This is a genomic window from Rhizobiaceae bacterium (assembly GCA_023953835.1).
Lineage (GTDB): Bacteria > Pseudomonadota > Alphaproteobacteria > Rhizobiales > Rhizobiaceae > Mesorhizobium_G.
The window spans coordinates 3,076,942-3,093,509 of the sequence record JAMLJB010000001.1 but is presented as its reverse complement, the minus strand read 5'-3'; the positions used below and the strand labels follow the sequence as shown (position 1 = coordinate 3,093,509).

Genomic DNA, 16,568 nt, shown 5'->3' with positions numbered 1-16,568 from the left:
TCGCCGCAACGCTCCTGCCAATGGGCAATTGCCGTGCAGATGCAGGCAGAAGGTTCTTGCGCGCGGCCCGGTGGCTGGCGATGCCGACGCCTCAAGCCGGCGTCGCGCTTTCATCCTCTGCCGCGCGCTTTGCCGCTTCCTCGTCGCGCTTTTTCTCGATCATGCGCGCGGTCCAGATCGAAATTTCGTAGAGCAGGATCGTCGGCAGGGCGAGGCCGATCTGGCTGACCGGATCAGGCGGTGTCAGCACCGCCGCAACGACGAATGCAAAGACGATTGCCCATTTGCGCTTTTCCTTGAGCGCCTTCGACGACAACAGGCCGACGCGCGCCATGAGCGTCGTCACAACAGGAAGCTGGAAAACCAGCCCGAACGAGAAGATGAGCGTCATGATGAGGCTCAGATATTCGGACACTTTCGGCAGGAGGGAAATCTGCACCTCTCCGTCACCGCCCGTCTGCTGCATGGCGAGGAAGAACCACATCACCATCGGCGTAAAGAAGAAATAGACCAGCGCCGCACCGAGCAGGAACAGGATGGGCGAAGCGATCAGGAACGGCAGGAACGCCGCCCGCTCATTGCGATAGAGGCCGGGCGCGATGAATTTATAGACCTGCATGGCAATGAGCGGAAAGGCGAGCACCATTCCGCCGAACATGGCGAGCTTGATCTGCGTGAAGAAGAATTCCTGCGGCGCGGTATAGATCAGTTCTACCTTGTCTTGCGGGAGGCCGGCCCAGTGCACCGCCCATTTGAACGGCACCACCAGGAGGTTGAAGAGTTGCTTGGCGAAGAAGAAGCAGACCAGAAATGCCACGAAAAACCCGCCGATCGACCAGATCAGCCGGGTCCGCAGTTCAATCAGGTGCTCGATCAAAGGAGCGGAGCTTTTCTCCATCTCCTCCTGTTCGGTGAGGCTCACGTCTTTTTCCTCGCCGTCTTGGGTTTGGACGCCGGCTTTGCTTCCGCCGCCGGTTTCGGCTCAACCGCAGGTTTCGCCTTGACCGTTGGTTTCGGCTTCGCGGCGGACTTCGCCTTCGCCGCAGGTTTGGTTTTCGCCGCTGGTTTGGCTTTGACGGCTTGCGCCGCGGCCGCGACGGGCTGCGTGGCCGCCTCGGGCAATCCCGTAGCGCCCGTTTTCAGGGGTTCGGCAGGCTCCAGTTTCGCGGAAGGCTGCGGCGAGGTCTGTGGCTTGAGCGTGTCGAGGCCTGCGCGCACCTCCGCTGCAGCTTTTTCAAACGGATTGAGCTGCTTCTTGATTTCGGTCGCAGGATTCAGGCTGCGCAGCGCGTCGACCGACTTCTTCACGTCGTCAAGTTCGGCTTCTTCAAGCGCCTCATTGAACTGGCGCTGAAAATCGCCCGCCATCTTGCGCAATTTCGTCGTGGTCCGCCCGAATGTGCGCAACATTCCGGGCAGATCCTTTGGTCCGACGACCACGATCAAAACGACCGCGATCACCAGCATTTCGGTCCAGCCAACCTCGAGCATGGGCTACCGCCTGTCCGGTCGAAAGTCCGGCTCAGCCCTTCTTTGCCTTGACGCCCGGCTCGACGGTCTCGTCGGCGCGATGCTCAACCGTGCGGGAATCGTCAGCCTTTTCCTCGTCGTCGGCCATGCCCTTCTTGAAGCTCTTGATGCCCTTGGCCATGTCACCCATCAACTCGGGAATCTTGCCGCGGCCAAACAGCAGAAGGACGACCACAAGCACGATAAGCCAGTGCCAAATCGAAAACGAACCCATTTCTCACTCTTTCGGTTTGAACGGTGTTGCGATGATCTATGCGCTTTCGCGTTCAGATTCAAACACAAGTACGTCGGAAGTGCGTGGCGTCAACCAGATATCGCGCGCAGCCTCGGGCACAACGCCGCACCTTATGCGCGCACGCACCGGTTGTTCATAGCCTTGAAGGGCTAGCTCAACCATTTCGACAACGCCAAGATAGTGCCGCGACAACACCTTCACCCGCACTGCGCCCGCGTCTTCGCTGAGGTCGAATCCGGCGGTGCGCACCGCGACGGTCGCATCCGCGCCCTCACTGAGTTCTCCCGCCGCAAAGGTCCCGACCGGCGTTTCGACCGTGCTGTTGCGCACTTTTCCGTGAAAGAGGTTGAGCTCCGAGAAGAACCCGGCGGCAAACAGGCTTGCCGGACGCAGGTAGAGGTCGCGCGAACGGCCGACCTGCACAAGCCTGCCACCCTTGAGAAGCGCTATGCGGTCACCCATGCGCATTGCCTCCTCCGCGTCATGCGTGACCACGATGGCAGTTGCCCTGCTGCGCCGAAGGATTTCCAGCGTTTCGGCGCGCACCGAATCCTTGAGGCGCGAATCAAGCCCGGAGAACGGCTCGTCGAGAAGCAGCACCGCCGGGCGAGGGGCAAGCGCGCGCGCCAGCGCCACGCGCTGCTGCTCGCCTCCTGACAGCATATGCGGATAAGCCTCGGCAAGAGGGGTAAGGCCGACACGTTCCAGCGCGATCATGCCCTGCTTTCGCCCCTCCTCCTTCGACAGCGCCGTCAGACCGAAGCGCACATTTTCGAGGATCGTCAGGTGCGGGAATAGCGCGAAATCCTGGAAGACCAGTCCGATCGAGCGTTGCTCGGGAGGCAGGAAAACGGATGGGCCGGCGATTTCCCTGTCATTGAGCAAGAGCCGTCCCGTGCTCTGCGCCTCTATGCCGGCGGCGATCCTGAGCAGCGTGGTCTTGCCTGACCCCGAAGGTCCGAGCAGGCAGAGCACCTCGCCCGGCTCGGCGGTGAGCGACACACCGCGCAGCGTCTCGGTGCCGTCCGCGAAACGATGATAAATATCCTCGAAGGCGAGACGCGCGGCAAAGGACACGCCCGCCGACGCACGGCTCACTCCGCTTTTCGCCTGTTCGTCCACCTGGTGACTGCGCCTTTGTAAACTTGACGCCAAGGGTCAAGCATCCCGGTCCCTGGGTGTCAACAGGCCGAGTTCTTCAAGGTCGATGTCGGTCAGCGGGTCCTCGTCCTCGGTCAGTTCATCGGGATCGGCAAGCGGCAGCGGAATGGAGAAATTGGACGGCATGCGGGCCGACAGCAGCCCGGCGCCCTTCAACTCCTCGATTCCCGGCAGGTCGCGGATGGATTCGAGCTGGAAATGGTCCAGAAACGCCTCGGTCGTGCCATAGGTGACCGGCCTTCCCGGCGTCTTGCGGCGGCCGCGCATGCGCACCCATTCGGATTCAAGGAGCGTGTCGAGCGTGCCCTTCGAGGTCTCGACACCGCGAATGTCCTCGATCTCGGCGCGCGTAACCGGCTGATGATAGGCAACGATGGCCAGAACCTCCAGCGCCGCGCGCGACAGCTTGCGTTGCTGCACCGTGTCGCGGCTCATCAGGAACGCGAGGTCGCCTGCGGTGCGGAAAGCCCAGGCGTCGCCGACGCGCACGAGATTGACGCCGCGCTTCGAATAGATCTCCTGCAAATGGCGCATGGCGGCGGCCACATCGGCACCGTCCGGCAACCGCTCCGCCAGCGCCCTTTCGCTGACGGGCTCGCTGCTTGCAAAAACCAGCGCCTCGGCCATGCGCGCCGTCTCCGCCAGAAGCAGCCTCTCGGCCGTGCTCAGCGCCGCTGCCGCCGCGTCCTGTTCCTCGTCATCGACCCTGAAGGGCATGACCTTCGCGCTCGCCTGTTCGCTCATGCATTCACCGGTTTTGGTTTGGCGGACGCCGGACGTCCGCGCATGTAGAGGGGCTTGAATGCGGCCTCCTGCCTTATCTCGATCTCGCCCTCGCGCACCATTTCGAGGCTCGCCGCAAAGGAACTGGCAATCGCGGTGGCGCGCTGCTCCGGCGTCGTCAGATAGTCGATCAGGAAAACGTCGAGGCTGGTCCAGTCGTCGATTTCGCCGATCATGCGCGACAGCAATTGCCGCGCATCCTTGAGCGACCAGACCTTGCGGAAGGCGATGCGCACATTGGTTATGGCGCGGCGCTGGCGCTCGGCGGCATAGGCCGACAACAAGTCGTAGAGGGTCGCTGAAAACTGGCTGCGCTTTTCAACGATCACCGTCTCCGGCATGCCGCGCGCGAACACGTCGCGGCCCAGCCGGTTGCGGTTGACCAGCCGCGCCGCCGCGTCGCGCATGGCTTCCAGTCGCTGAAGGCGGAATTGCAGCACAGCGGCCAGTTCCTCGCCACTTTCGCCCGCCTCGTCCTTCTGCTTCGGGATCAGCAGCTTCGACTTGAGGAAGGCGAGCCAGGCCGCCATCACCAGATAGTCGGCAGCGATCTCAAGGCGCAGTTCGCGCACCTTGGCAATGAAGCCCAGATATTGCTCGGCCAGCGCCAGCACGGAAATGCGCGTCAGGTCCACCTTCTGGTTGCGCGCAAGATGCAGGAGAAGGTCGAGTGGACCTTCGAACCCCGCCACGTCGACCACAAGTTCAGGCTCGTCGGTCGCCCGTTCCTCGGCGCGCAAGGACGTATCCTCGGCCCACAACCGATCCATCGGGGCCTGCGAACCGGAATTTGACGGGGTTTTGCCAGACATTCCCTACGCCACAGCTTCGAAATAATCCGCGAACTCAGCCCTGATTTCGGCCTCGATCGCGGCGTCCCTTGTATCAATGAAGGAGAGCGCCCGTTGCGCGCGCTCCAGCGAGCGGCCCTGAAGCGGCCCGGCCCCGGCGGCAATGCCCAGCATTTCCTCCATGACCCCGTTGCAGTGAAGGACGATATCGACGCCCGCCGCAAGGATCGCCGCCGATTTATCGGGGAAATCCCCAGAAAGCGCCTTCATCGACGTGTCGTCGCTGATGAGCAGCCCATCGAACGCGATTTCTCCCCGTACGATCTCCCGCACGACCTTCTCGGACGTCGTGGCTGGGCGATCCGGATCGATCGCATCGAAAACGACATGCGCAGTCATCGCCATCGGCAGGTCATTCAGCGCTTTGAACGGGGCGAAATCGTGCCTGCGCAATTCGTCCAGCGTTTCATGGACCGTAGGCAGTTCGAAATGCGTGTCGGCGGTCGCCCGGCCATGACCGGGAATGTGCTTCATCACCGGCAGCACGCCACCGGACATCAGCCCCTCGGCGGTCGCGCGGCCAAGTGCCGCCACCGTTTCGGGGTCTGTGCCATAGGCCCGCGCGCCGATCACGTCACTGGCGCCCGCAACCGGCACGTCGAGCACGGGAAGGCAATCGGCGTTGATGCCGAAGCGCAGCAGGTCGAAGGCATGCAGGCGCGCCAGCAGCCACGCCGCGCGAAGCCCCGCCTGCCGGTCGGACTGGTAGACGGCCCCGACGGCGGAACCGGAAGGATAGTTTGGCGCAATCGGCGGGCGAAGCCGCTGCACGCGCCCGCCCTCCTGATCGATAAAAACGGGTGCATCGGGCCTGCCGACGCTGTCGCGCAGCGCTGCGACGAGATCGGCGATCTGCGTCGGTTCGCCGATGTTGCGGGCAAACAGGATGAAGCCCCATGGCCGCTCACCCGCGTAGAATGCGCGTTCCTCAGGCGTCAGGGCCTTGCCCGCACAGCCGAATATAATCGCTTGTGATTCGCTCATGCACGCTACTGTAGCGCGATTTGCGGCCTTTGGCAGGACGTGCTCGGACTTCCGTCACCGCGCCTGTTCGCGAGGCGCCACGACCAGCATCGGGCCCGCCGGTTGATCGCCTCCGACAATATATCGGCTGCCGTCATAGAGCGCCGAAATTCCGCCATCGAAGAACAGCGCATTGCGGCAGCCGAGCGCATCGCGAAACAGCCGTCCGAACCGGCCAAGACTTACCGGCTCGCGCGAAATCGCCAGCACGACCCTTCCCGCCTCATCGACGCCCACCCCGTTGCGGATGTAGCGCGAACTGCCGTCCGGCTCGAAACGGGCGTGCAGGTCGCCGTCGACGACCAGCATCGGGCCGGACTGGGTGGCGAAACGCGGATGAATGGATGCGGCGGCATAGGCGCCTGTTTCAAGCACACCCGGCTGGCCCTCCTCGTCGATGAAAAAGACGCCATTCGGCTTCATGAAGAAATTGCCCGCACCATCGGCGGTGTTGAGCGGCGAAAGCTCCCGGCCATCCTCGACATAAAGCCCGACGGGCGAAAAATCGGAATGATACATGCCCGCGTTCATCGCCAGCGCAAACGGCCCCGGCAAGCGGTCGAGGCGCTGCAACGGCCTGCCGTCCGATCCGTCGAGCGCAAGGCGCATTGTATCGCGTGACAAGTCCACTGCGCAGACGACGAAATCCAGCCCCTCGAACTGCCGGTCCGCGCAGGGCGGCGGCAATTCAGACGCGGCCATTTGCGTTTCGGGGCGCATTCGAAGCATCCACCAGGCCGCGGCGGCAAGCGCGAGCGCGACCAGCAATAACGAAATTGTGCGTTTCATCTATTTCATGCATTTTCAGCGGATTCGCGGATTTGTAATCTGGCGCAAAATTCTCGTGCCAGTCCGCACCTTGTTTCAATCCATTTATGGGGTTATTTGAGCAGGAAATCGACACCTGCGCCCTGCCCGAGGCAGAAGAGGTTCACTATGAGCGGAATCAACGATTACATCGACAGCGAAGTGAAGAGCAACGAAGTCGTGCTTTTCATGAAGGGTACGCCCGGTTTCCCGCAGTGCGGCTTTTCCGGTCAGGTCGTCCAGATTCTGGATTATCTTGGCGTGGACTATAAGGGCGTCAACGTCCTGACCTCGAACGAATTGCGCCAGGGCATCAAGGAATATTCGAACTGGCCGACGATTCCCCAACTCTACGTCAAGGGTGAGTTTGTCGGCGGCTGCGATATTGTACGTGAAATGTTTCAGTCTGGCGAACTTCAGCCCTTCCTCGAAGAAAAAGGGGTAGGCGTCAAAGGCGCCGCCTGATCTCTCTCCCACCGGGCCGCAACCGGCCCGGATTACAAAGCTTCCAAACCGCCATGCGCGGTGACAGATGACGATGCGCCGGCCAACCGGCGCATCGGCGTTTGAACCATGAGGATTCGGTCATGGACCAACATAGCAGTCCCCAGGCGCAGGCGGTCTTCGCCATACCTCGCTGGGAATTCATAGCGATTTGTGCCGGTCTCATGGCGCTGAATGCGCTCGCCATCGATATCATGCTTCCCGGTCTCCAGCAGATCGGGGCCAGCCTCGGCGTCGAAAATGAGAACCACCGGCAATATGTGATCTCGGCCTATTTCGGCGGCATGGCCGCAGCGCTGCTGTTGTTTGGCCCGCTTTCCGACCGCTTCGGACGGCGCAAGCCGCTTCTTGTCGGATTGACAATCTACATATTCGCCGCGCTGTGCGCTGCCTTTGCACCGACCTTCGAGACATTGCTGACCATGCGCTTCATCCAGGGCGTCGGCGCGGCGTCCACGCGCGTCATTGCCGTCTCGATGGTCCGCGACCGCTTCGGCGGTCGCGCAATGGCTGAAGTCATGTCGCTTATCTTCATGGTTTTCATGATTATTCCGGTCCTTGCGCCGAGTGTTGGCCAGCTCGTCATGCTGTTCGCCGAATGGCACATGATCTTCGTGGTCATGGCCGTGATCGCATCCACGATCACCGCATGGACGTTCTTCCGCATGCCGGAGACGCAGCATCCGGAAGATCGACGCTCGATAGAACTGCGCTCGATCCTGCAAGGATTCGGCATCGTGCTCTCGAACCGCATCGCGCTCGGCTACACCTTTGCCTCGACGATTATTTTCGGGGCGCTGTTCGGCTTCGTCAATTCGGCCCAGCAGATCTATGTGGGCATATACCAACTGGGCGTCTGGTTCCCGGTCGTGTTTGCCGGAATTGCCGGGATGATGGCGTTTTCATCCTTTCTCAATTCACGGCTGGTTGGCAAATTCGGCATGCGCCGGCTGTCGCACGGCGCGCTGACGGGCTTTATTGTGGTCAGCCTGATCTGGTTGGTGTGGTCTCTAACAGGTCCGGTCCCCCTGCCGGTCTTCGTCGTGCTCTTTGGAGCCGCCATGTTCCAGTTCGGCTGGATCGGCTCGAACTTCAACGCGATTGCGATGGAGCCTCTCGGCCACATTGCCGGGACGGCGGCCTCGATCCAGGGTTTCATGCAGACGCTGGGCGGCGGGCTGATCGGCGCGTTCATTGGACAGCAGTTCGACGGCACAGTGACGCCGCTCGCCGCGGGCTTTGCCGGCGTTGGGCTGATCGGCCTCACGATGGTGTTCATTGCCGAGCGCGGAAAGCTGTTCCACAGCTACAGTGCGCCAATCCCAAATCAGGCGGCGCCCGAGGTGCATTGAGGCACTATTCCGCCCAAAGCTCCTGCCGCAGCGCCTTCCACGCGCTGTGGTCCGGGGCCACGATCAAGCCACCGCCCGTATCGCCCGGAACATAGGGGCTGCCGTCGAAACGCGCACTATAGCCGCCTGCTTCGCTGTGGATGAGCAGGCCGGGAAGATGATCCCACGGCATGAGCCTGTGGTAGATCGCGAAATGTCCGTAGCCGGACGCAAGCAGCCTGTATTCCTGCGCCGCGCAGCGATAGGCAAAGGTGCCGAGTACCTTGCTGGCATTTCGCGCCAGCACGGACCGCGACGGTTCCGGCATCGACTGCCAGCCGACATTTCCGACCATTTCGTCGACAGGGGCGGGATCGGCGACGCGCAACGGCGTTTCCACCCCGCCTCCGCGCAGGCGGCTTCCCGCGCCCTTGACGCCGATGGCCCAGTCATCGCCAAGCGGATCGTGGATGATGCCTGCCACGGTTTCGCCATTCACCACGACCGCCATCATCACGCCGAACGGCGCAACGCCAGCCGAGAAATTGTAAGTGCCGTCCACCGGGTCGATCACGAAGGCAAGCGGCGCTCCGCGCAACCCGTTCAGCAGGCCGGGATTTTCGGCGCAGGTCTCCTCTCCGACCACCAGCGCATCCGGAAAGCGCAAGTGCAGGGCTGCGGTCATGCGGCGCTCCGCATTCACATCGGCATCCGTCACCACGTCGAGCGCCGAGGTCTTTTCGCGAATCTGGTCCGCCGAGAGGCGACGAAAGCGCGGCATGATCTCGGTTGTCGCGGCTTCGGCAATCAGCGCACAGAGCCAATCGATTTCCGTCTCTCTGAACGTCATACGGCATCTTCCTTTGCGGGAACGGATGTTTCCAGTCCTGCGAAATCGAACAGTTTGCGGTCCAGCAGATGGCTCGGGCGTACATTGGTCAGGGCGCGGATCATCGTGTCCTTGCGGCCCGGCATGCGATGCTCGATCTCATCCAGCATCGCCTTCATGGCGGTGCGTTGCAGCCCGTCCTGGCTGCCGCACAGATCGCAAGGGATGATCGGGAAGCGCATCGCGTCCGCGAATTTCGACAGGTCGGCTTCCGCCGCATAGGCGAGCGGGCGCAGCACCATGACATCGCTTTCGTCGTTGAGCAGCTTCGGCGGCATCGCCGCCAGCCGCCCACCGTGGAAGAGGTTCATGAAGAAGGTTTCGAGGATGTCCTCGCGGTGATGGCCAAGCACCAGCGCCGAACACTCCTCCTCCCGCGCAACGCGATAGAGATGACCGCGCCGCAGCCGCGAGCAGAGCGAGCAATAGGTCGCGCTCTCGGGCAGCTTTTCGGTCACGATGGAATAGGTGTCCCGATATTCGATGCGGTGCGGGATGCCATGGCGGTTCAGGAAATCGGGCAGGATGTGCTTTGGAAAATTGGGCTGGCCCTGGTCGAGATTGCAGGCGAGCAGATCGACCGGCAGCAGCCCGCGCCATTTGAGGTCGAGCAACAGCGCGAGCAGCCCGTAGGAATCCTTGCCGCCCGAAAGCGCGACAAGCCAGCGCTCGCCCGGATTGACCATCGCGAAATCCTCGATGGCCTGTCGTGCATGGCGCAGCAAGCGCTTGCGCAACTTGTTGAATTCGACGGAAGGCGGCGTTTGCAGGAAGAGCGGATGGCAATCCGCTTCGAGAACAGAAAGTTCTTCCTGCATCGGCCTCTGCCCCTATTCTTCCTTCTTCGCAGGCACCGCGACGCGCAGCGCAAGCTCGCGCAACTGCGCCGGTGTGGCCGGTGCGGGTGCGTTCATCAGCAAGTCGAACGCCTGCTGGTTCATCGGGAACATGGTCACCTCGCGCAGATTGCGCGCGCCGACGAGCAGCATGATGATGCGGTCGATGCCGGCGGCCATGCCGCCATGCGGCGGCGCGCCATACTGGAACGCGCGGTAAAGCCCGCCGAAGCGCTCCTCGACGGTGGCGCGGTCCAACCCGACCAGTTCAAACGCCTTGACCATGGTTTCCGGCAGATGGTTGCGGATGCCGCCCGAGGCGATCTCGAAGCCGTTGCAGACCATGTCGTACTGGAACGCCTTGATGGACAACGGGTCCTGCCCGTTCAGTGCGTCTATGCCGCCCTGCGGCATGGAGAACGGGTTGTGGCCGAAATCGATCTTCTTCTCTTCCTCGTTCCATTCGTAGAACGGGAAATCGACGATCCAGCACAACTCGAAGCGGTCGCGGTCAACAAGGTTGAGGTCTTCCCCAACCCGGATGCGCGCATCGCCTGCGAACTTCACGAACTTCTTCGGATCGCCCGCGACGAAAAAGGCCGCATCGCCGTCGGCAAGCCCAAGCTGCCGGCGGATCGCCTCGGTGCGCTCCTCGCCGATGTTCTTGGCGATAGGACCGGCGCCTTCCAGTTTATCGCCTTCCTTGCGCCAGAAGATATAGCCGAGGCCGGGCTGGCCCTCGCCTTGCGCCCATGAGTTCATGCGGTCGCAGAAGGCGCGCGAGCCGCCCGACTTCGCCGGGATCGCCCAGACTTCCGCCTTGGGGTCGTTGGCGAGGATGTTTGCGAACACCTTGAAGCCGGAGCCGGCGAAATGTTCCGACACGCTTTCCATGACGATCGGATTGCGCAGATCGGGCTTGTCGGAGCCGTATTTGCGCATGGCGACATCGTAGGGAATGCGCGGAAAAGTCTGCGTGACCGGCTTGCCCTCGGCAAAGGTTTCGAACACCCCGCGCAGCACGGGCTCCATCGTCGCCAGCACGTCGTCCTGCTCGACGAAGCTCATTTCGAGGTCGAGCTGGTAGAACTCACCCGGCAGGCGGTCGGCGCGCGGGTCCTCGTCGCGGAAGCAGGGTGCGATCTGGAAATAGCGATCGAAGCCCGACACCATGATGAGCTGCTTGTATTGCTGCGGAGCCTGCGGCAGGGCGTAGAAATTGCCCGGATGAATGCGCGACGGAACGAGGAAATCGCGCGCGCCTTCCGGCGACGAGGCGGTGAGAATCGGCGTCGAATATTCGGTGAAGCCCGCATCGGCCATGCGCCTGCGCATTTCGGCGATGATCTTCGTGCGCGCCACGATATTCTTGTGCAGCGTGTCGCGGCGCAGGTCGAGGAAGCGGTATTTCAGGCGGATGTCCTCGGGATAATCCGGCTCGCCGAACACTGGCAGCGGCAGTTCCTTTGCCGCCGACAGGATTTCCATGTCGCGCCCGAAAACCTCGATCTCGCCGGTCGGCAGGTTGGGATTCACAGCCTCGTCGGCGCGCGCCTTGACCTCGCCGTCAACGCGGACGACCCACTCGCCGCGCACCGTTTCCGCCACCTTGAAACAAGGCGAATCCGGGTCCGCGACGATCTGCGTGATGCCGTAGTGATCGCGCAGGTCGATGAACAATAGCCCGCCATGATCGCGCACGCGATGGACCCAGCCCGAAAGACGCACGGTGCTACCGGCGTCCGATTTCCTCAATTGTGCGCAGGTGTGGCTGCGGTAGCGATGCATTACCCAATTCCAGTTCGTGGAGTTCGTTCGAAACAGGCAAGCGCGAAGCGTCACCTGAAAATTGCGCGGACAAGCGCATGCGAGGTCTGATTTGTCAAGGATAAGTCGGTTGGTGGACCAATCGCGTCGTTAAATGCGGGTAGCGCAACGCGCGCGCATGCTACATGACGATTTATCTTCGCCGCCCGGTTCGTGCATGTCCTCCTTACGCCCTCTCATTCCACTCCTGATCGCCGCGGGCATATTGCTCGGTGGCAATGGTTTGCAGGGCACGCTGATTGCGCTGCGCGGGGCGATGGAGGGGTTTTCGCCCGCCACAATCGGCTTCATGGGAACCGCCTATTTCGGCGGCTTCCTGCTCGGTTGCCTGGCCATTACCCGCATCCTCAAGTCGGTCGGCCATGTTCGCAGCTTCTCGGCGCTCGCCGCCACCGCGTCGGCGGGAACGCTGCTGCTGATTCTGGTCGTCGACCCGGTCATGTGGTCGGTGGTGCGCTTCGCCACCGGCTTCTGCTTCGCGGGCCTGTTCACGGTCATGGAAAGCTGGCTGAACTCCGGCGTTTCAAACCACGACCGCGCGCGTGTGCTTGCGCTCTATCGCATCGTGGACATCGGCTCGGTGACCGGCGCGCAGTTCTTGATCCCGATCTTCGGCGCGGACGGCTTCACCATCTTCGCCATCATGTCGATCATGATCACCATGTCGCTCGTGCCGGTCTCCCTTGCGGACCGATCCAACCCCACACCCCCGGAGGACGTCAAACTCGACCTCGGTCGCGCATGGCGCATTTCCCCGCTTGCGGCAATCGGCTGCATCGCGGTCGGCATGACCAACAGCGCGTTCCGCACCTTGAGCCCCGTCTATGCCGAACAGATCGGCATGTCCGTCACCGATGTCGTGACATTCGTCAGTGTCGGCATCATCGGCGGTGCGATCATCCAGTATCCGCTCGGCTATTTGTCCGACCGCTGGGACCGTCGCCGGGTGCTTCTGGTGACCTGCTTCGGCGCGTTGCTGTCATCCCTCGCAATCGCGTTTTTCGCGGGCGCCGATCCGCTGGCGAATTTCGTGCTGGTGTTCATCTTCGGCTCGTTTGCGATGCCGCTGTTTTCGCTCTCCGCAGCGCACGCGAACGACCGGGCGGAGCGGCACGAGTTCGTGCTGGTCAACGCAGCGCTGATGCTCTTCTATTCATTCGGCGCAATTGGCGGACCGATCGTCGCGTCCTATGCCATGCAGGCATGGGGACCCGCCTGGCTTTTCACCTTCAGCGCCATCATCTATGTTCTGCTGATTGCGGTCATCGTCTACCGCATGCGGGTGCGCGCTCCCGCACCTGAAGGCCACCGGAGCGACTTTGTCGCATTGCTGCGCACCTCAACGATATTTGCAAAGCTCGCGAAAAGAAGTGGACGCAATGGCCGACATAACTGACTTGACGCGCCGCGTTTCGGCTGAAATGGAACATTCAGTCTCTATTCAGCCCAATCAGATGCACCTCGTCACCACTCAAGCAGAGCTCGAATCCGTCATCGAGCAATTCAGCAAGTCCGACTTCGTTACCGTCGATACGGAATTTATCCGGGAAACGACCTTCTGGCCGGAACTGTGCCTTATCCAGATGGCCGTTCCGGATGCCACGGCTCTGATCGATCCGATGGCGCCCGGCATCGACCTCGCCCCGTTCTTTGCCCTGATGGCGAACGAGTCCGTCACCAAGGTCTTTCATGCCGCGCGCCAGGACATCGAGATCGTGTTCAATCTGGGCCGCCTCATTCCCCATCCGGTTTTCGACACGCAGGTGGCGGCCATGGTCTGCGGCTTTGGCGAAAGCATTTCCTACGACCAGCTCGTGCAGCGCATCACCGGCACGCATCTCGACAAGTCGTCGCGTTTCACCGACTGGCGGCAGCGCCCCCTGTCCGACAAGCAACTGACCTACGCGCTTGCGGACGTAACCTACCTGATCGAGGTGTACAAATATCTCGAAGCCGAATTGAAGCGTGAGGACCGTGCCCATTGGGTGAACGAGGAAATGGACGTGCTGACGGCGCGCGAGACCTACGACCCACACCCCGAGGACGCATGGAAGCGGCTCAAGATGCGCTTCCGCAAGCCGCAGGAACTGGCGGTGGTCCAGCATGTGGCCGCATGGCGCGAACGGGAGGCACGCGAGCGCAACGTGCCGCGCCAGCGCATCATCAAGGACGACGTGATCTACGAAATCGCGCAGCAGCAGCCGCGCGACGGCGCAGCACTTGGCCGGTTGCGCACGATCCCGAAGGGCTGGGAACGCTCGTCCACCGCCGTCGCGCTGATGGAAGCGGTCAATGCCGCCCTCGCCCTGCCCAAGGAGAGCCTGCCGCGCCTGCCGCGTTCGCCCGCCTCACCGGAAGGATCGAATGCGGCTGCCGAATTGCTCAAGGTGCTGCTCAGGCTGACCGCCGAAAAGGAAGGCGTCGCGCCGAAGCTGCTGGCTTCTTCCGATGAACTGGACCGCATCGCCGCCGAAGGCGAACAGGCCGACGTTCCCGCCATGCATGGCTGGCGTCGCGAGGTGTTCGGCGAACGTGCGCTGAAACTGGTTCGCGGCGAGATTGCGCTAAAATTCGAGAACCGGAAGATCGTGACGGTCGAATAGGCTTTCTCTGCGGCTGGCTCGCCCGGCGCTTACCCCTCATCCGCCTGCCGGCACCTTCTCCCACAGGGGGAGAAGGCGATTTCACAATCGTCGACGCAGTTCGCGATTGTTGCAGAACGAGCAAGACGCTGAAGAATTCTGCCTTCTCCCCCTGTGGGAGAAGGTGCCGGCAGGCGGATGAGGGGTGTAAAAAGCGTTACGCCGTCAGCAAGTGGATCGCGAACGCAATCCACATGACGACAAGGACCATCAGGCCGAAGCCGAACGCATTGAAGCGATGAATGACGTTGTTGCCGGTGAGATGTATCCATGCGTGGAGATAGCGGGACAGGACGAACAACCACGCCAGCACAAGCACGACAAGGTTGACGCCCACCGTGACGTAAAGGCAAATGCACACGACATAGAAAAGCACCGGCACTTCAAACTGGTTCATCAGATTGTTTGAAACCGCCGCTGTCGATTCGGGATCAACACCGCGCAGCTTGAACTGACCCGCCTTCACCTCTCCCGTCGCAATGGCGCGGCGGCGGCGCAGGCCAAGCAGGGCATAGACGATAAACGTCAATGCGGCCTGCGCGATAACCGGCCAGAAGATCGCGACCGGGTTCATTGCCTCAAGCCCCCGGGTAGTTCGGGCTTTCGCGGGTGATCGTCACGTCATGGGCATGGCTTTCGCGAAGCCCCGCATTGGATATGCGAACGAACGTGGCCCGCTCGCGGAACGACGCAAGGTCGTTGGCGCCCACATAACCCATCGCCGCTTTCAGGCCGCCCGCAAGCTGGTGCAGCACGCCTGCAACCGGCCCCTTGTAGGGCACCTGCCCCTCGATACCCTCCGGCACGAGTTTCAGCGTGTCGCGAACCTCGGCCTGGAAATAGCGGTCCGCCGAACCGCGCGCCATCGCACCGACGGACCCCATGCCGCGATACGCCTTGAAGGAGCGCCCCTGATGCAGGTAAACCTCGCCGGGGCTTTCATCCGTGCCTGCAAGCAGCGAGCCGATCATGGCGGCCCGCGCCCCGGCGGCCAACGCCTTGGCGAGATCGCCGGAGAACTTGATTCCGCCGTCGGCAATCACCGAGATATTTGCCCTGTCCGCAACCTCAACGGCGCCCATGATCGCTGAAAGCTGTGGCACGCCGACACCGGCCACGATGCGCGTGGTGCAGATCGAACCCGGCCCGATGCCGACCTTCACGCTATCGGCACCGGCATCGATCAGCGCGCGGGTTCCGTCAGGCGTGGCGACATTGCCCGCAAGTATGCGCACGGAGTTGGAAATCTTCTTGGCGCGCGCGACAGCGTCGAGAACGCGCTGGGAGTGGCCATGCGCGGTGTCGATGACGAGCAGGTCAACCCCGGCGTCGATCAGGCGCTCCGCCCGCTCCAACCCGTCCTCGCCCACGCTGGTGGCGGCGGCCACGCGCAGGCGGCCCTGCGCATCCTTTGAGGCATGGGGGTTGAGCTGCGACTTCTCGATATCCTTGACCGTAATCAGGCCGACGCAATTGCCGTCCGTGTCGACGACGAGCAGCTTTTCGATGCGGTGCGCGTGCAGCAATCGCTTCGCTTCGTTCTGGTCGACCGACTCGCGCACCGTCACAAGATTGTCGCGGGTCATTAGCTCCGAAACCTTCTGGCCGGGATCGGAGGCAAAGCGCACGTCGCGATTTGTGAGGATGCCGACGAGTTTGCCCGGCGCACCGCCATTGCCGCGCACGACGGGAATACCGGAAATGCCGTGTGACTTCATCAAGGCCAGCGCCTCGGCCAGCGACGCATCCGGCCCGATGGTGACAGGGTTCACCACCATGCCCGACTCGAACTTCTTGACCTGCCGCACCTGCTCGGCCTGCTCCGAAGGCGTCATGTTGCGATGGATCACGCCGATGCCGCCGGCCTGCGCCATCGCAATGGCCAGGCGGGATTCAGTGACGGTGTCCATCGCGGCAGACAGGATCGGCAGGTTGAGCTCGATGTCGCCCGCGATTCGCGTGCCGACATCGGTTTCGCCCGGCATGACTTCGGAATGGCCGGGTTGTAGAAGGACGTCATCGAAAGTCAGGGCGAGTTGACCTGTTGAAGTTTCGATGATGTTCGCCATGGCCAATTTCCTAAATAGATAAAGGGCGCAAACCCGGTTGGGCAGCGCCGACTCGTGAGGTCCCTTTCAGGATTGGCGCT

Annotated in this window: 17 protein-coding genes; 4 read left to right on the top strand and 13 right to left on the bottom strand. The window is 62.2% G+C overall.

All coding sequences use genetic code 11. The features are described 5' to 3' along the window. Positions 1-91: 91 nt before the first annotated feature. Genes tatC through M9924_14490 form a run of 8 tightly spaced genes read right to left on the bottom strand, consistent with a single transcriptional unit; the run spans position 92 to position 6,372 of the window. Positions 92-898 carry a twin-arginine translocase subunit TatC gene (gene tatC / locus M9924_14525; protein MCO5065612.1) on the bottom strand — a complete coding sequence of 269 codons (807 nt, stop codon included), beginning with the start codon at positions 896-898 and terminating at the stop codon, positions 92-94. 20 nt (positions 899-918) lie between these two features. Further along, entirely contained in the window at positions 919-1,491 is a 573-nt protein-coding gene (tatB, locus tag M9924_14520) for a Sec-independent protein translocase protein TatB (protein MCO5065611.1), read from the bottom strand. Between the two features lie 31 nt (positions 1,492-1,522). After that, complete coding sequence (locus tag M9924_14515; GenBank protein ID MCO5065610.1) at positions 1,523-1,744, bottom strand: twin-arginine translocase TatA/TatE family subunit; 222 nt, start codon at positions 1,742-1,744, stop codon at positions 1,523-1,525. A gap of 36 nt (positions 1,745-1,780) precedes the next feature. Continuing rightward, the gene (locus tag M9924_14510) at positions 1,781-2,863 is read right to left on the bottom strand and encodes an ABC transporter ATP-binding protein (GenBank protein MCO5065609.1); all 1,083 of its coding nucleotides are present in this window, start codon (positions 2,861-2,863) and stop codon (positions 1,781-1,783) included. 60 nt (positions 2,864-2,923) lie between these two features. Further along, positions 2,924-3,670, bottom strand: a complete 747-nt coding sequence (gene scpB / locus M9924_14505; protein MCO5065608.1) for an SMC-Scp complex subunit ScpB — start codon at positions 3,668-3,670, stop codon at positions 2,924-2,926. Then, positions 3,667-4,479: a segregation/condensation protein A gene (locus M9924_14500; protein MCO5065607.1), complete on the bottom strand. Its 813-nt coding sequence runs from the start codon at positions 4,477-4,479 to the stop codon at positions 3,667-3,669. Before M9924_14500 ends, scpB begins: the two co-directional genes overlap by 4 nt. 45 nt (positions 4,480-4,524) lie before the next feature. Then, positions 4,525-5,544, bottom strand: a complete 1,020-nt coding sequence (gene nagZ, locus M9924_14495; protein ID MCO5065606.1) for a beta-N-acetylhexosaminidase — start codon at positions 5,542-5,544, stop codon at positions 4,525-4,527. A gap of 54 nt (positions 5,545-5,598) precedes the next feature. Next, complete coding sequence (locus tag M9924_14490; GenBank protein MCO5065605.1) at positions 5,599-6,372, bottom strand: phosphodiester glycosidase family protein; 774 nt, start codon at positions 6,370-6,372, stop codon at positions 5,599-5,601. 147 nt (positions 6,373-6,519) lie between these two features. Between M9924_14490 and grxD the strand changes: the two genes are divergently transcribed. Further along, positions 6,520-6,855 (top strand): Grx4 family monothiol glutaredoxin, encoded by a 336-nt coding sequence (gene grxD / locus M9924_14485; GenBank protein ID MCO5065604.1) that lies wholly within the window; start codon positions 6,520-6,522, stop codon positions 6,853-6,855. Between the two features lie 122 nt (positions 6,856-6,977). After that, positions 6,978-8,246, top strand: a complete 1,269-nt coding sequence (locus M9924_14480; GenBank protein ID MCO5065603.1) for a multidrug effflux MFS transporter — start codon at positions 6,978-6,980, stop codon at positions 8,244-8,246. Positions 8,247-8,250: 4 nt separating this feature from the next. Here the strand turns inward: M9924_14480 and M9924_14475 are convergent, their stop codons facing one another. Genes M9924_14475 through aspS form a run of 3 tightly spaced genes read right to left on the bottom strand, consistent with a single transcriptional unit; the run spans position 8,251 to position 11,738 of the window. Then, positions 8,251-9,075, bottom strand: a complete 825-nt coding sequence (locus M9924_14475; GenBank protein MCO5065602.1) for an inositol monophosphatase family protein — start codon at positions 9,073-9,075, stop codon at positions 8,251-8,253. Then, positions 9,072-9,932, bottom strand: a complete 861-nt coding sequence (gene ttcA / locus M9924_14470; protein ID MCO5065601.1) for a tRNA 2-thiocytidine(32) synthetase TtcA — start codon at positions 9,930-9,932, stop codon at positions 9,072-9,074. Before ttcA ends, M9924_14475 begins: the two co-directional genes overlap by 4 nt. Before the next feature lie 12 nt (positions 9,933-9,944). Next, the gene (gene aspS / locus M9924_14465) at positions 9,945-11,738 is read right to left on the bottom strand and encodes an aspartate--tRNA ligase (GenBank protein MCO5065600.1); all 1,794 of its coding nucleotides are present in this window, start codon (positions 11,736-11,738) and stop codon (positions 9,945-9,947) included. A 196-nt stretch (positions 11,739-11,934) separates the two neighbouring features. Here aspS and M9924_14460 point away from each other — a divergent pair, with 196 nt between their 5' ends. Continuing rightward, complete coding sequence (locus tag M9924_14460; protein ID MCO5065599.1) at positions 11,935-13,173, top strand: MFS transporter; 1,239 nt, start codon at positions 11,935-11,937, stop codon at positions 13,171-13,173. 58 nt (positions 13,174-13,231) lie between these two features. Beyond that, positions 13,232-14,380 carry a ribonuclease D gene (gene rnd / locus M9924_14455; GenBank protein MCO5065598.1) on the top strand — a complete coding sequence of 383 codons (1,149 nt, stop codon included), beginning with the start codon at positions 13,232-13,234 and terminating at the stop codon, positions 14,378-14,380. Between the two features lie 196 nt (positions 14,381-14,576). On the opposite strand, the gene M9924_14450 is transcribed toward rnd, so the two are convergent. Continuing rightward, positions 14,577-14,993: an MAPEG family protein gene (locus M9924_14450; protein MCO5065597.1), complete on the bottom strand. Its 417-nt coding sequence runs from the start codon at positions 14,991-14,993 to the stop codon at positions 14,577-14,579. A gap of 4 nt (positions 14,994-14,997) precedes the next feature. Beyond that, on the bottom strand, positions 14,998-16,488 hold the full coding sequence (gene guaB / locus M9924_14445) for an IMP dehydrogenase (GenBank protein MCO5065596.1): 1,491 nt from the start codon (positions 16,486-16,488) through the stop codon (positions 14,998-15,000). Positions 16,489-16,568: the final 80 nt, after the last annotated feature.